Annotated in this window: 10 protein-coding genes; 7 read left to right on the top strand and 3 right to left on the bottom strand. The window is 56.8% G+C overall.

Annotated features, from left to right (window positions below; genetic code table 11):
- Window positions 1-50 precede the first annotated feature (50 nt).
- From trpB to ACN085_RS03045, 4 genes are all read left to right on the top strand, one after another.
- Window positions 51-1,391, top strand: coding sequence for a tryptophan synthase subunit beta (trpB, locus tag ACN085_RS03060; protein ID WP_419100455.1), 1,341 nt, complete (start codon window positions 51-53; stop codon window positions 1,389-1,391).
- Window positions 1,391-2,251, top strand: coding sequence for a tryptophan synthase subunit alpha (gene trpA / locus ACN085_RS03055; protein WP_419110562.1), 861 nt, complete (start codon window positions 1,391-1,393; stop codon window positions 2,249-2,251). Before trpB ends, trpA begins: the two co-directional genes overlap by 1 nt.
- Window positions 2,248-3,207 carry a prolipoprotein diacylglyceryl transferase gene (gene lgt / locus ACN085_RS03050; protein ID WP_419100453.1) on the top strand — a complete coding sequence of 320 codons (960 nt, stop codon included), beginning with the start codon at window positions 2,248-2,250 and terminating at the stop codon, window positions 3,205-3,207. The genes trpA and lgt overlap by 4 nt, the downstream gene beginning before the upstream one ends.
- 186 nt (window positions 3,208-3,393) lie before the next feature.
- Window positions 3,394-3,861: a hypothetical protein gene (locus ACN085_RS03045; protein WP_419110561.1), complete on the top strand. Its 468-nt coding sequence runs from the start codon at window positions 3,394-3,396 to the stop codon at window positions 3,859-3,861.
- A 124-nt stretch (window positions 3,862-3,985) separates the two neighbouring features.
- Here ACN085_RS03045 and ACN085_RS03040 read toward each other — a convergent pair whose 3' ends face one another.
- A complete protein-coding gene (locus ACN085_RS03040) occupies window positions 3,986-5,008 on the bottom strand; it encodes a phosphotransferase (protein ID WP_419110560.1) in 1,023 nt (340 codons plus the stop codon).
- Window positions 5,009-5,614: 606 nt separating this feature from the next.
- On the opposite strand from ACN085_RS03040, the gene gltB reads away from it, so the two are divergent.
- Together gltB and ACN085_RS03030 are read left to right on the top strand one after the other, a co-directional pair.
- On the top strand, window positions 5,615-10,312 hold the full coding sequence (gene gltB / locus ACN085_RS03035) for a glutamate synthase large subunit (protein ID WP_419110559.1): 4,698 nt from the start codon (window positions 5,615-5,617) through the stop codon (window positions 10,310-10,312).
- A complete protein-coding gene (locus ACN085_RS03030) occupies window positions 10,305-11,768 on the top strand; it encodes a glutamate synthase subunit beta (RefSeq protein WP_419100449.1) in 1,464 nt (487 codons plus the stop codon). Before gltB ends, ACN085_RS03030 begins: the two co-directional genes overlap by 8 nt.
- Window positions 11,769-11,844: 76 nt before the next feature.
- On the opposite strand, the gene ACN085_RS03025 is transcribed toward ACN085_RS03030, so the two are convergent.
- Together ACN085_RS03025 and ACN085_RS03020 are read right to left on the bottom strand one after the other, a co-directional pair.
- On the bottom strand, window positions 11,845-12,405 hold the full coding sequence (locus tag ACN085_RS03025; RefSeq protein ID WP_419110558.1) for a flavodoxin domain-containing protein: 561 nt from the start codon (window positions 12,403-12,405) through the stop codon (window positions 11,845-11,847).
- Window positions 12,406-12,443: 38 nt separating this feature from the next.
- Window positions 12,444-13,031, bottom strand: coding sequence for a flavodoxin domain-containing protein (locus tag ACN085_RS03020; RefSeq protein WP_419100447.1), 588 nt, complete (start codon window positions 13,029-13,031; stop codon window positions 12,444-12,446).
- Window positions 13,032-13,368: 337 nt separating this feature from the next.
- Here ACN085_RS03020 and pyk point away from each other — a divergent pair, with 337 nt between their 5' ends.
- Window positions 13,369-14,838, top strand: a complete 1,470-nt coding sequence (gene pyk, locus ACN085_RS03015) for a pyruvate kinase (protein WP_419110557.1) — start codon at window positions 13,369-13,371, stop codon at window positions 14,836-14,838.
- Window positions 14,839-15,355: the final 517 nt, after the last annotated feature.

Below are 15,355 nucleotides of genomic sequence, written 5' to 3'. Positions count from 1 at the left end.
TAGCCCCGCGCCCACCTGCTTCTACCACCCACTTCCTAAGGATAACCACAGTGACCGAAACCCTCGCCGACCAGTTCCTCGCCAGCGGCCAGAGCCTCAAGAACGCTCCGGGCCCCTACTTTGGTCACTACGGTGGCCGCTACATGGCCGAATCCCTCATCGCCGCTATCGATGAACTCGAAGCAACCTTTAACCGTGCAAAAGAGGACCCCGAATTTTTGGCTGAGTTTCGCCGCCTCTCGGCCGAATACTCCAACCGGCCTTCCCTGCTAACCGAGGTTCCCCGCCTCTCGGCTGAGGCCGGCGGTGTGCGCTTCTTCCTCAAACGTGAAGACCTCAATCACACCGGTAGCCATAAGATCAACAACGTGATTGGTCAGGCACTACTGGCCAAACGTATGGGCAAGACCCGCCTGATTGCTGAGACAGGGGCAGGCCAACACGGTGTAGCCACGGCAACAGCTGCAGCCCTTTTCGGCATGGAATGTGTTGTCTATATGGGGGAGGAAGACACCGAGCGACAGGCCCTGAACGTGGCCCGTATGCAGTTGCTTGGTGCCACTGTTATCGCTGTTCAAACCGGCTCACGCACCCTCAAGGATGCTATCAATGAGGCCCTGCGCGATTGGGTCTCCAACGTGGATACCACCCACTACCTGCTGGGAACAGCCGCCGGCGCCCACCCCTTCCCGGCTATGGTTCGCTACTTCCACGATGCCATTGGTGCTGAGGCACGCCAACAGTTTATTGAGGCAACCGGGGGTCTGCCCACCGGTATTGCCGCCTGCGTGGGCGGTGGCTCAAACGCTATCGGCCTCTTCCACGCTTTCCTGGATGACCCTGAGGTTAAGATCTACGGTTTTGAGGCCGGCGGTGATGGTCTTGATACTGACCGTCACGCCGCGACCATCAACCTGGGCCGCCCCGGCATGCTCCACGGAGCTATGACCTACCTGATGCAGGATGAGGACGGGCAGACCATCGAGTCCCATTCAATTTCTGCCGGTCTGGACTATCCCGGCGTAGGCCCAGAACATGCCTACCTTTCGGATATTGGCCGCGTGGATTACCAGGCCGTGACCGACAGCGAGGCTATGGACGCTCTGCGCCTGCTCTGCCGCACCGAGGGCATTATCCCCGCTATCGAATCGGCGCACGCCCTGGCCGGGGCCCTGCGCCTAGCCCGTGCCTGGGCCGAGGAAGACCCCGCAACAGCTTCCGAGAAATCTATGCTGGTCTGCCTCTCCGGTCGAGGAGACAAGGACATGGAAACCGCTCTGGCCTGGTTTGGCCTGGGCAAAGCAATCCCTTCCAGCAGCCTGAGTGTGGGTAATAAAGAAGCCGCAGCAGAGCAGAAGCAAGTCAGTCAGACTGAAAGCAAAGGTGCCTAATGAGCTACATCTACCATCCTGACCAGGCCCGTTACTCGGTGCGCAAGGGAGTGTTCCCTGCCCCCAACCCGGACTCAAAGCTAGCGGCTCGCTTGGCGGCCTGCAAGGCCGAGGGCAGAACGGCAGTCATTGGCTACCTGCCGGTAGGGTTCCCCACGGTTGATGAGTCCATTGAAGCAGCTATTGAGATGGGTCTGAACGGCGCCGACATCATTGAGCTTGGCCTGCCCTACTCCGACCCCGTCATGGATGGCCCAGTGATTCAGCGTGCAACGGCTCAGGCTATTGCCAAGGGCTTCCGAACCGATGATTTGATGCGTGCTGTTCGCGAAATTACCCAGGCAACCGATGCCGTCGTGGTTGTCATGACTTACTGGAACCCCGTGCTACGGCGCGGTATCGACCGGTTCGCTCAGGAATTGGCCGCCGCCGGTGGCGCGGGCCTGATTACACCCGATCTGGTCCCCGATGAGGCATCTGACTGGTTTGAGGCCTCAGAAAAGTACGGTTTGGACCGTATTTTCTTAGCGGCGCCGTCGTCTTCACCTGAACGTCTGAAAATAATTTCTCAGGCTTCCAGCGGGTTTGTTTACGCTGTTTCGGTCATGGGTGTAACTGGCGCTCGTTCGTCGGTGAGCACAGCGGCAGAGGAACTGGTGGCAGACTTGCGCGAGGCTGGTGCCCCTGCGGCCTGCGTGGGTCTGGGGGTTTCCCGCCGGGAGCACGTCGAAGAAATCGGTGCCTATGCAGATGGTGTGATTGTGGGTACCGCACTGGTCAAAGCTCTCGCCGAGGGGGGCCCTGACGCTGTGGGTGCTTTGACCCGCGAACTGGCTGGCCGTGAGGTGAAGGCCGCGTGAACGATTCAACTTTGCTAGCCTCCATTCCATCACCCAGTATTTCAACTATCGAGCTGGGCCCGCTGACCATCCACTATTATGCGCTCTGTATTCTGGCCGGCATTATGCTCTGCCTGTGGCTGACCTCCCGCCGGTGGCAGGCCTGGGGCGAGGACCCCGAGCGGGTCTGGGATATCGCCCTGTGGGCAATCCCTCTGGGTATCGTGGGTGCCCGTGCCTACCATGTTCTGATTACTGACCCGGGGACCTACTTCGGTCCTGGGGCTGATCCCCTGGATGTTTTTAAAATCTGGGAGGGTGGTATCGGTATTATGGGTGCCATCTCAGTGGGTGGCTTGGGGGCCTGGCTGGCCTGCCGCCGCTACGGTATTTCTTTGGCCAAGTTTGCCGACGCGGCCGCACCCGGCATTATGCTGGCTCAGGCGATGGGCCGCTGGGGCAACTGGTTTAACCAGGAACTTTTTGGTAAGCCGACCACCCTGCCCTGGGGCCTTGAGATTTCGGCTAGCTCACCTAACTTCCCGTCCCAGTACCCTGTGGGCACCCTCTTTCACCCCACTTTCTTGTACGAGTCACTGTGGAACATTCTTGGCGCAACGCTCTTGCTTTACCTGGGTAAGAAGGGCTTCTTCCAGCGGGGGCAGACCTTTTGGGCTTATGTCGTCTGGTACGGATTCGGACGTCTGATGATTGAGGCTTTCTTGCGCATTGATACCGCTGAGATGCTCTGGGGCATGCGTATTCATGTGTGGACGTCCGGCGCGATTATGCTCCTGGGTATTGTGATGTTCGCAGTCATGGGTCTCAGAGCCCCTAGAGACGGTGAGCGTGCCGGTGCTTATCAGCAGGTTTCCTCCGTCGCGTCAGCTACCCTCAGGGGTGGCAAGGATCAGCCCAGTTCTTCCTGCTTCGGTGCGCAGGATCCTGCCCCGTCCTCCGCTCCTTTGGGCGACTAGCGCTAGTCTTAGACTTGGAGCCTGCCATGACTGCCGCAAGACCCTGTTCTTTCTCTTGAGCCTCTCTTGATTATCCTGGGGCGAAGAGAGAAGGGGTGGGGTCTGTCTCTTCCCTTGGAGAAATTGCTATGCCTACTTATCACGCACTAGGGTGTATGTAAAAACGGTTAAAATGTGGAGGCTACCATGCGGTATTTTTCCTTCCCTCACTTCACAACCTTTCCCGCTTATGTGCTGTCTTCTGCGCTGTGGGCGCTGGCAATTTTTGGGTTACTGGCCTCACTGGGGACATTTTTTTCTTGGCGATTTTTTGAACCCGGTCTGACTGTTTTCTTAGCCACTTTTGGCCTTATCCTGCTGGCATTCTTACCCACCTACTTCAAGTTTAAAGAAGCGAAGAACCAATCAGGCGGAGTTGTGCGCCCTGGAATGTGGCAAGCCTGGTTGCCCACCAGCCCCCTTGAAGCTGTGCTAGCCCTGGTCATATATGGCTTTGCTGCAAACGGTATCTATTTCGCTCTTGCCTCAATAGCCGGTGGAAACTTTACCCGGCTTACGGTGATGCTCGGTTTGGTAACAGCGCTTCCTATGGCTGGAGTCGGCTTCAACCGGCACCTATCGCGGGGGCACTCAGAACCCAAAGTAGTGGAGTAGATCAGGTCACGGGGCCAGCAGGTTTAGCTGTCCATATTCGGTCTCAGGAGGGTATCGCTATTGTCTGTGATTAGCTTTAGCACCCCTGGCTAATCAATGAGTCTTTTGAGGTTGGGGTAGCGGATTAGGTATGGTCCAGGGCCAATCTACCCAGCAATGCGGATGCGCGGTGGGCCCGCATGCTCACCAATGACGAGTTGGTAGACCTGCTAGGCGTGGCTGTCGAGGCGTAGAGGTAATAGCCGGCTAGAGAGATAAGGGTAGCCCTGAGGAAGTCTTCACTGGGCCTATTATGAGCAGGCATGAGTTCAAGGAGCTGGGACAATGACAGCTCTGGATCGGCGATGAGCGCATCCACAGCAATTAGTGCAAGGTCTACCTGGTTGTTGCCCATTGTTGCCCACGGCCAATCCACTAAGATTGCTCTGCCCTGGGGGCCAATGAGGATGTTATCAGCGCGCAGGTCCGTGTGGACGTAGCTATCTCCCGCTAGTCTGCTCATCAATTCCTGATCAACCAAGGTCGCATACTCCGCCGCATGGCTGTTGGCCCAGCTCAGAAGCCCCACGAGCTTGTGGTATGCAGAGGTCTGTGAGGCATGGATAAGCTTCTCCACCCTGATACCTTCAGCCAGTTTGTGCCACAGAGCAAGCTCATCTAGATCCTCTTCAGCCCTGGGCAGTTCAAGGTGCTTAGCAAGGGGAATCTGACCGATATCGGTCAGAGACTGAAAGGTGCTAGCCAGTTCATCCAGTTTCCAGGGGTGGGCTGGCTGGTGCCCCTCGATATCTTCAAGCAGCAGAGCCACCCAGTGACTGCCGTCAGTGGCGGAGATTTCTTGGTGCGCTAAAAGCAGTGGAACCGGTGCATAGGCAGGAAAACTACCAGTAACTCGCGCTTCTTGACGGTGCAGATCTGCTGTATCGGGGTGGGTGGATTCATCAACAGCTTTGAGAAAGGCGCGCTTGCCGGAAGAGAAGATGAGGCGGTCAGCGGTGCCCAGGCTGTAACCTCCGCTCTGCGATATAGCTGTTGTGACGGTGTCTCCCACCGTTTGTTCAACCCAGGTGCGGAGCTCCGCTGGAAGGCCCTGCCAACTGGCCCGCTGGTTGCCAGTAGATAGGGCGCTAGCTGTATCAGCCGTCATTTTTGTTTCCTTTTTCTGCGCTAGTTCAGGCCCTGTTAGCAGACCGCACCTTAAGCAAGTCTGTCGACCAGACGCAATCAGGCCTTGTGTACTCAATTTTACATACCGTAAGAGTGTTCACAATGTGAGAGAAAAGGTTTCAAGTATGTATCTTTTCGCTCAAATTCTTGGGGCTAAGGCAACCCATAATTACGAAATATATTCATTTCCTAATACGCTATAAGCCTTGGTTTGCCTGCCTCTATAGTGGAGTTTTGAGCCAATTTCCAAGGCGATAGAGGGTAAACCGATCGACTCATTAGCCGGCGCCTTGTTGTATCTTTACACGCAAGAGCGTATATATTTACACAGATGTAACTCTGTCTCAGAAGACTAGTGAAGCACCCCTCGGCACCCCCTACCAGGGCAGAAGGGAAGGGTGCGAGAACAGTCCCATCCGGCACCCCGGTGGTGAACTGTCCACCTGCGCTCCACCGAATCAGCGAGGAGACCACCGACCAGTCAGGCTGCCACTGTCCTAGCAGAACCGAAGAGACTCTCGTGAGACTCAGGCGGGAATGTCTATCCAGCGGCGGCACCCGAACAACGTAAGTAGGAATGGCCCCCATGAGTCACACCCCGATCGGCGGTGCAGCACACGCTGCAGAGAACCTTACCCAGGAGTTAACCCTGGATCACGCGCCCTCACCCTTTACCACTTTTGCCTCTATTCCAGAGGCTCGGGGGCTCTATCACCCCGAGAACGAAAAAGACGCCTGCGGCCTGGCAATGATTGCAACTCTGCGCGGTGAACCTGGTCATGACATTGTCGACTACGCGCTGACCGCCCTGCGCCGTCTTGAACACCGAGGCGCTGTGGGCGCTGACGAGGGTACCGGTGACGGTGCAGGTATCCTGCTCCAGATCCCCGACACTTTCCTCCGCCAGGCAGTGGACTTTGAACTTCCTGCACTCGGCAAGTACGCCGTAGGTACAGCTTTCCTGCCCACCGGTGGTAACAAGGCCACCGAGCTCATGGAGGGACTCACCCAGATTGCAGAACGTGAGGGCTTGCGTGTATTGGGCTGGCGCGAGGTGCCAGTACGGGCAGAGATTGTAGGCAAGGCCGCCCGTGAGGTCATGCCCCACTTTGTGCAGATGTTCATTGCCGAAGCTAGCGGTGAAGATCTGGATGCCGTCAATGCCCCCTTCACCGGGCATATCCCCATTATCGACCTGGATGAAGATGCCGAACGTCGCCAGCTTGACCAGAAAGCCTTCCGCGTCCGTAAGCGTGCCCAGCACAAGCTGGGTGTCTACTTCCCGTCATTTTCATCGCGCACCATTGTCTATAAGGGCATGCTGACTACTGCTCAGCTTGAGCCTTTCTACCCGGATCTTTCTGACCCGCGTTTTGCCACCAAGCTGGCTATTGTTCACTCGCGTTTTTCGACCAACACCTTCCCCTCGTGGCCGCTTGCTCAGCCTTTCCGCACCATTGCCCATAACGGTGAGATTAACACGGTCAAGGGTAACCGCAACTGGATGCGTGCGCGCCAATCACAGCTCAAGTCCCCGGTCCTGGGCCGCAACCCCGAAGAACTCTTCCCCATTTGTTCTGCTGGCGCATCTGATTCCCAGAGCTTTGATGAGGTCGCAGAGCTATTGATGCTGGCTGGCCGTTCCGCCGCCCAGGTACTCATGATGATGGTGCCCGAAGCCTGGGAAAACCACGAGACCATGGATGAGGACCGCCGTGCTTTCTACCGCTACCATTCATCGCTCATGGAACCCTGGGACGGCCCAGCGGCTATCGCCTTTACTGACGGCGATAACGTGGGTTCGGTACTTGACCGCAACGGTCTGCGACCGGGCCGCTACTGGGTGACCGATGAGGGCCTGGTTATTTTGGCTTCTGAGGTCGGCGTAGTTGATATACCCGAAGAGAAGATTATCGAAAAGGGGCGAGTCTCGCCGGGCAAGATGTTCTACGTGGACACCAAGGCTGGCCGACTGGTTCCCGACGAAGAGGTTAAGGCAACTATTGCTGCGGAACAGCCCTGGAAGCAGTGGGCTGATGAGAATATCGTTAACCTCTCGGATTTGCCCGAGCGTGAGCATATTCGTGCCTCCCGCAAATCTATCCTTAAGCGTCAGCAGACTTTTGGTTACACCGAAGAGGAACTGCGAAAGATCCTTGCCCCCATGGCTAAGACCGGGGCAGAACCCATCTACGCAATGGGTACCGACACCCCTATCGCGGTACTTTCTAGCCGTCATCGCCTGCTCTTTGACTACTTCGTCCAGTCCTTTGCCCAGGTAACTAACCCGCCCTTGGACTCAATCCGCGAAGAGCTTGTAACCAGTCTTAAGACCTCAATTGGTGCAGACGGTAACCTGCTCCGTAAGGGAAGGGTCAAGGTTCAGCATGTGGGCCTGGACTTCCCTGTTATTAACAACGATGAGCTCGATAAAATCGCCCATATTGAGGACGAAGACGGTATGCCCGCCGCCCTCAAAGTGGCTGGCCTGTACCCTGCCCACGGTGGGGAAGAGGCACTGCGAGCCCGCCTGGCTGAGATCTGCGAGAAGGTTTCAGCGGCTGTTGAGCGCGGCGTTCAGTTCCTGATTCTTTCGGACCGTAACTCCAACGGGGCTTGGGCACCCATTCCTTCCCTGCTGCTTACCAGTGCGGTTCACCACCACCTGCTCCGTAGCGCTACCCGTACCAAGGTCGCTCTGATCGTAGAAGCCGGTGATGTGCGCGAAGTCCACCACGTAGCCACCCTGATCGGCTACGGCGCATCGGCTGTCAACCCCTACCTGGCCATGGAATCGGTTGAAGAGCTAGTAGCCCAGGGAGAGATTACCGGGGTTACCGAATCTGAAGCTGTCTACAACCTGATTAAGGCACTGGGTAAGGGGCTGCAGAAGATTATGTCCAAGATGGGCATCTCAACGGTTGCCTCCTACTGTGGCGCGCAGACCTTTGAAGCTCTGGGCCTATCCCAGACCCTGGTTGACCAGTTCTTTACCGGTACCCATTCACAGATGGACGGTGTAGGCCTGGATGTGATTGAAGCCGAAACCCGTAAGCGCCACAGCGATGCCTACCCTGATGACGGCGTATCGGTGCCCCACCGCGCACTCGAAACCGGCGGCGAATACGACTGGCGCCGTGACGGCCCGCCCCACCTCTTCAACCCGGAAACCATTTTCCGTCTACAACACTCCACCAAGACCCGCCGCTACGATATCTTCAAGTCCTACACCCAGCGGGTGGATGACCAGGCTAAAGACCTGATGACTCTTCGCGGCCTCTTGAGCTTCACCCAAGACCGTCAACCGGTACCAATTGAAGAAGTTGAGCCTGTCTCAGAGATCGTCAAGCGCTTCTCCACCGGTGCAATGTCCTACGGATCAATCTCCCGTGAAGCCCACGAGACGCTGGCTATTGCCATGAATAAGCTGGGCGCTAAGTCCAACACCGGTGAAGGCGGCGAGGACGTTGAGCGTCTGCTTGACCCCGAGCGTCGCTCAGCTATCAAGCAGGTCGCATCGGGCCGGTTCGGCGTGACCTCTCTCTACCTGACCAAGGCTGATGACATCCAGATCAAGATGGCTCAGGGCGCTAAGCCCGGCGAAGGAGGCCAGCTTATGGCCGCTAAGGTCTACCCCTGGGTGGCCGCGACCCGCCACTCCACCCCGGGTGTCACCCTGATTTCACCCCCGCCGCACCACGATATCTACTCCATTGAGGATCTAGCCCAGCTCATCTACGACTGCAAGCGCGCCAATCCGAGCGCTCGCGTCCACGTCAAGCTGGTATCAGAGATCGGTATCGGTACCGTGGCCGCAGGCGTCACTAAGGCTAAGGCCGACGTTGTGCTGATTTCAGGCCATGACGGCGGGACCGGTGCGGCTCCGCTCAACTCTCTCAAGCACGCAGGTGCCCCCTGGGAACTGGGTCTGGCCGAAACGCAGCAAACCCTCATGATCAACGGCCTACGTGACCGCGTGGTCGTTCAGGCAGATGGCCAGCTCAAGACCGGCCGCGATGTCATCATTGCCGCCTTGCTGGGCGCAGAGGAATACGGTTTTGCTACCGCGCCCCTGGTCGTTGAGGGCTGCATCATGATGCGCAAGTGCCACCTGGACACCTGCCCGGTGGGTATCGCAACCCAGAACCCCGACCTGCGCGCCCGCTTTACTGGCAAGGCCGAGCACCTTATCAACTTCTTCGAGTTCATTGCTCAGGAGGTTCGTGAGTACCTGGCAGCCCTGGGCTTCCGTTCACTGGACGAAGCTATTGGCCACGCCGAGGTCCTTGACACTTCAGGTGCCATCGCCCATTGGAAGGCCGAAGGTCTTGACCTGAGCAAGCTACTGGCCTCAACAGCCGTCGAATACCAGGGGCAGGGAATCCGCCACCTGCGCGACCAGGACCACGAACTCGATGCCCATATCGATAACCGCTTTATCGAAGCCTCTGCCGCAACGTTCGAGAGCCGTCAGAAGGTCACCATTGACTCAGCCGTGGTCAACACGGACCGATCCGTAGGAACCATGCTAGGGCACAAGGTCACCAAGACTTTCGGTATCGACCTGCTCGAACCCGACTCCATCACCCTCAATCTCAAGGGCCAGGCCGGACAGTCTCTGGGCGCATTCCTTCCCCAAGGCGTGACCATCCGACTGACCGGTGACTCTAATGACTACGTCGGTAAGGGCCTCTCCGGGGGCCGTATCGTGCTCAGCCCGGACCCCGCCGCACCCCTTGTTGCTGAAGAAAATGTCCTAGCGGGTAACGTCATTGGCTATGGCGCTACCAGCGGCCAAATGTTTATCCGCGGTATCGTGGGCGAACGCTTTCTGGTTCGTAACTCCGGTGCAACAGCGGTGGTTGAAGGTATCGGTGACCACGGATGTGAATACATGACCGGTGGAACCACCCTGATACTGGGCTCAACCGGCCGTAACTTCGGTGCGGGTATGAGCGGTGGCGTTGCCTACGTCCTAGACCTGGATATGACCCGGGTCAATAAGCAGGCACGGGAATCAGGTGAACTCACCTTCCTTGAGCCCTCAGCCCAGGACCGCGACCTCATTACCGACTTGCTGACCCGCCACCGCCAAGAAACAAATTCAAGGTTGGCGGCCACCCTGCTGGCCGATATTGAGGGCACCTGCGCCCGCATTACCAAGGTACTGCCCCGCGACTTCGCCGCAGTACAGGACATCCGTGCCGAGGCTAGCGCTCGCGGCCAAGACGCCGAATCCATGAAGGTTTGGAACAAGATTTTGGAGGTGACCGCTTGTGGCTGATCCCCGCGGTTTTCTAAAGGTAACCAGTCGTCAGGACCGCCCTAAGCGCCCGGTGCCAGTGCGTATTTTGGACTGGAATGAAGTCCAGGTTCAGCAGAACTCGGCTGTGCTCAAAACCCAGGCCTCCCGATGCATGGATTGTGGTGTTCCTTTCTGCCACCTTGGGTGCCCCCTAGGCAACCTGATTCCTGAGTGGAATGACCTGACCTGGCGCGAGCAGACCGAGAAGGCTGTTGAACGCCTTCACGCGACTAATAACTTCCCGGAGTTTACCGGTCGTGTTTGCCCAGCTCCCTGTGAGACCTCGTGCGTGCTGGGTATCAACCAGCCCGCCGTGACTATCAAGCAGATTGAATACTCTATCGCAGAGCAGGCATTTGAGGGCGGCTACATTGAGCCGATTATGCCCGACCGCATGATTGATAAGACTGTTGCTGTGGTGGGTTCTGGCCCTGCCGGTCTTGCCGCTGCCCAGCAGCTTACCCAGGCTGGTTTTACTGTTGCTGTCTTTGAGCGTGACGACAAAATTGGTGGCCTCTTGCGCTACGGCATCCCGGACTTTAAGCTGGAAAAGCAGATTCTTGACCGCCGTATCGCGGTTATGGAGGCCGAGGGCACCCGTTTCCGCACCGGCGTTGAAATTGGTCAGGACATCTCCTGGGACGACCTCAAACGCCGCTACGATGCTGTTATCGTAGCAACCGGAGCAACAGCCCCCCGTGCTCTGCCTATTCCCGGTGCGGATCTTGAGGGCGTTCATTTTGCCATGCCCTACCTGACCCAGGCAAACCGGGTGGTAGCTGGTGACCTAGAAGCGCCCAGTATCGACGCCGCTGGTAAGAATGTTATTGTTCTGGGCGGTGGCGACACCGGTAGCGACTGTATCGGTACCGCTGTACGCCAAGGCGCTGCCTCTATCACTAACCTGGCGATTGGTCTCCAGCCACCTACAGACCGCCCCGAAGATGAACCCTGGCCCATGTTCCCCAAGGTCTTTGAAGTCTCCTCGTCACACGAAGAAGGTGGCGAACGCAACTACCTTGTCTCGACCCTTGAATTTGTGGGGGAGAACGGTAAGCTCACAGGCTTGAAGGTTGCCGATACCCAGTACCAGCCCGACGGTCGTCGCCTGCCCAAGGCCGGGACCGAGCGTATCATTCCAGCCGACCTGGTCTTCTTGGCTCTGGGCTTCACAGGCCAGGAGAGCGACACCATTACTGCCCAGGTGGGTGCTGAACTTGATTCGCGTACCAATGTTGCCCGCGACGAGAATTACATGACCGATGTTCCCGGTGTATTCTCCTGCGGTGATGCCGGCCGAGGCCAGTCACTGGTGGTCTGGGCTATCGCGGAGGGGCGTGCCTGCGCTGCGGCAGTGGAGAAGTTCCTGACCGGATCTACCCAGCTCCCGGCTCCGGTTGCACCCAGCGATCGCGCAATTAACCTTTCGGTCTAACAGGCACAGAGTTTTCACGTAAAAAGGCCCTGGCCCCTAGAAAGTAGGGGCCGGGCCTTTCATCTTTATAAAAGAACTAGGACAGCGCGGTTTTGAGTGCTGTTACAAGCGGTTCTATTTGCTCTGGGCTGGAGTAGTCTACCGTTTTAGCGGTGAAGCTATCGAGCATTTGCTGGTTAGCCAGCGATTTGCGGGGGATAGCGGCAATGGCAGAGCGGATCCCAGCAAGTGCGGCTTTGTGTTTGAGCGATAACCTGGTGTGGTCCAAGCCCCCGCGAACGTGGCAGGTGCTGATAGCGTGGCTGACCAGGGTTTCTTTAACATTCTTGGACAGCATGGCATCGAGCTTTTCTTGGCTCCCGCCCTCTAATCCGCTAAAGGAAACGGTAAAGAGGGCTAGGGGCCGCTGAGCGAGTAAGCCAGCGTGCTTCTTGAGAGCACTTGCACCGGTGAGAAATCCGCCGTAGTCACTCAGACCCGCAACAACTGCATCAGACTTTTCAATGGCAGCTTCAGTGAGGTCTTCGACGGGCAGGAGCTCACAGCGGTAGCCGCCTCCGAGCTGTTCGCTAATCCAGTGAGCGTATCGTTCGGTGTGCCCGTACTGACTGGCGTAGGTAATAAGGACAGTTGTCATGGTGCGGGTTTCCCCTTCAGTTCCTGTGGTGCTTGGTTTTAGCCCTTGCTATCGTTCAGGTAGGTCTTGACCTGCTCTACCAGGGGATCGATCCACTCACGGTTGGTGTAGTCTCCACCGCCGTTATCAAAGGATTCAATCATCTGGCGGTTAAATTCGTTTTGGTGAGGCTTGAGTCTTAGGGCGGTACGTACACCGGCTAGGACAGTCTTGTGGGTCGTAGACATGTTCTTAAGGTCTAGACCGCCGCGGAAATGGTAGGCGGGGTGGCCTTCAGCTACGTCGGCCTTGTAACTCTTCATGATTTTGTCATCAAGGTAGGAGCGGGGGTAGACCTCGGTGCCGTTGAAAGAGACGGTGAAGAAGAGACGGCGGGGTACCTTGAGCATTGCTTCACGGCGTTTGCGGAGTGTGGGGGCGCCGGTGAGAAAGCCTCCCAGGTAGCTAGCGCCAACAATCAGGATATCTGCCTGTTCAATGAGTTCATCGGTTGCTTCGGCAATGGGGGAGAGTAGCACGGTTGGTGCAGATTCTAGGGCTTCCAAATCTTCAGCAATCCAGCGGCAGTACCGTTGGGTATGGCCGTAGGTTGAACCGAAAAGGATAAGAACAGTAGGGCTGGGCATAGGGACCTCTCACTTATGGGTGCCGTATCGCGAGTATGAAACAGTGTTCAGGGTACGCCCTCATTTTAGCCCGCACAAGGGCAATGTAACCCTTAGTCCTAAAATATTGGAATACTGACTGAATATGTGTGTTTTTGTGGGAATTGGGTGGGGGAAGGGCTAAAAAGTGGTGGAGGACTCCATAAAAACCTCACAAAACAAAGTATACTAGGTGGTAGACACGTTGGTTTCAGACTATCGCTCTGTGAATGCCTTGGTAGTTAGTGAGCGGGTAACCGCGCACTTGCAGAAGCCACGTCATCAGGTTCTCAGACCCCTACAAACCTAAGGTTGATTGATGAGACGCGCAAAGATTGTTTGCACCATCGGCCCTGCAATTTCAGCTCCCGAGAAGATTGCCGCGGCTATCGAAGCGGGCATGAACGTCGCCCGACTAAACATGAGCCACGGTGACCACCAAGTTCACACTGAATCATACGCAACTATCCGCGAGCAGGCCGAAAAGCTTGGTCAAAACGTGGCAATTCTTGCCGACCTTCAGGGCCCCAAGATTCGTTTGGAAACTTTCAAAAACGGTTCAGAACTTCTTGAGCCCGGCGATACTTTCAAGATTACTACCCTAGATGTTGAAGGTAGCAAGGAGATCTGCGGTACTACCTTCAAGGGCCTACCCGGAGATGTTAAGCCCGGCGATACCCTCTTGATTGATGATGGCAAAATCCGTCTTGAAGCCATCGAGGTTAACGAAACCACTGTAGCAACCCGCGTGGTTGTCGGGGGCCCGGTATCCAACAACAAGGGTATTAACCTTCCAGGTGTTGCTGTTTCTATCCCCGCTCTGACCGAGAAAGACGAACGCGATCTGCGTTTCGCCCTCAAGCTCGGCGTAGACATTATCGCTCTTTCCTTCGTGCGCTCTGGTGATGACATCAAGCGTGTACACGAAATCATGGAAGAAGAAGGCCGAAAGATCGCGGTTATCGCTAAGGTTGAGAAGCCCCAGGCTGTCGAAAACCTGCAGGATATCGTTGATAAGTTTGACGGTATCATGGTTGCCCGTGGTGACCTTGGCGTTGAGTTCCCCCTCGAAGAAGTGCCCCTGGTGCAGAAACGCGCGATTGAGTTAGCTCGTCGCTGGGCAAAGCCCGTTATTGTGGCTACCCAGGTTCTTGAAACTATGATTCAGAACCCCACTCCCACCCGTGCAGAAGCCTCTGACTGTGCCAACGCTATCCTCGATGGTGCCGACGCTGTGATGCTTTCCGGTGAGACTTCTGTGGGTAAGTACCCTATCATCACCATTCAGACCATGGCCCGTATCATCAAAGCAACCGAAGAGCGTGGTCTCTTCCGTGTTCCTGAGCTTGGTACTTCACCTAAGACTCGCGGTGGCGCTATCACCCGCGCAGCTGTCAACATTGCTGACCAGCTCGACGTCAAATACATGGCAACCTTCACCCAGTCCGGTGACACTGCTCGCCGTCTGGCCCGCCTGCGTCCTGCTAAGCCCGTTCTGGCGCTTACCCCTGAGCCCTCAGTTCGTGCTTTCCTCTCACTTCTGTGGGGTGTTGAAGCGGCAGTGGCACCGACTGCTCGTGACACCGATGAAATGACTGCTGTTGTGGACCGCTTCATGCTGGCTAACGGCCTTGCAGAGCCCAACGACCTGATCGTTATGGCCGCCGGTTCGCCTCCCGGGGTTGCCGGTTCAACCAACAGCGTTAAGGTCCACCGCGTGGGTGATCTGGACGATGCCGGGGCGATTCTTCCCGAGGCTCGTGAAACGGTTGGCCCTTTCCACGACTAATAAGCCTTGAAATAACCTAAAGAAGCTCCGCCTGCCCTTCTAGGGTGGGCGGAGCTTGCTAATAACCGTCCTGGCGCTCAGCGCCTGGTGATGGCGACCGGTAGATGCTCAAGCATCAGCCTGTGGTGCACGTATTGTTAGCTCAGAAGGGGGGGGGCGTGCCAGATGGCGCGCCGCAACCGGGTATAGGCCTATCTCGGTGACTCAGGATTAAGCGCATTAGTCTTGAATTAAACCACCGCAGGAACCACAAGAATAAAACTAGGTGATTTTGTCTCCCCACCGATCCACCTCTTGGCTTATATGTGGAGGGGCGGATTTTCTCTGGGCGGGTATCAGCCAATCTCCAGACGATAAAGACCTCCCCTGGTCAAGAAGCTTTTCTGCATATTGGTATATAACTTCATGGGAGAGCCAGCGACCTGCCCGTGTGGCCCTAAAAAGCCCCCGACCGGGCTGTCTACCAGGGGCGGGGGCATTTTCTAATGCTTGCCACGGTGTTAAGTATGGGGTGCTG

The organism is Rothia sp. P4278 (assembly GCF_048512945.1).
Taxonomy (GTDB): Bacteria; Actinomycetota; Actinomycetes; order Actinomycetales; family Micrococcaceae; genus Rothia.
This window is presented reverse-complemented; position numbering and strand designations above follow the sequence as displayed.

Coding starts and splice junctions, on each gene's coding strand:
- trpA (WP_419110562.1), top strand. CDS start 1,391: ATGAGCTACATCTACCATCCTGACCAGGCCCGTTACTCGGTGCGCAAG.
- ACN085_RS03045 (WP_419110561.1), top strand. CDS start 3,394: ATGCGGTATTTTTCCTTCCCTCACTTCACAACCTTTCCCGCTTATGTG.
- ACN085_RS03040 (WP_419110560.1), bottom strand. CDS start 5,008: ATGACGGCTGATACAGCTAGCGCCCTATCTACTGGCAACCAGCGGGCC.
- gltB (WP_419110559.1), top strand. CDS start 5,615: ATGAGTCACACCCCGATCGGCGGTGCAGCACACGCTGCAGAGAACCTT.
- ACN085_RS03025 (WP_419110558.1), bottom strand. CDS start 12,405: ATGACAACTGTCCTTATTACCTACGCCAGTCAGTACGGGCACACCGAA.
- ACN085_RS03020 (WP_419100447.1), bottom strand. CDS start 13,031: ATGCCCAGCCCTACTGTTCTTATCCTTTTCGGTTCAACCTACGGCCAT.
- pyk (WP_419110557.1), top strand. CDS start 13,369: ATGAGACGCGCAAAGATTGTTTGCACCATCGGCCCTGCAATTTCAGCT.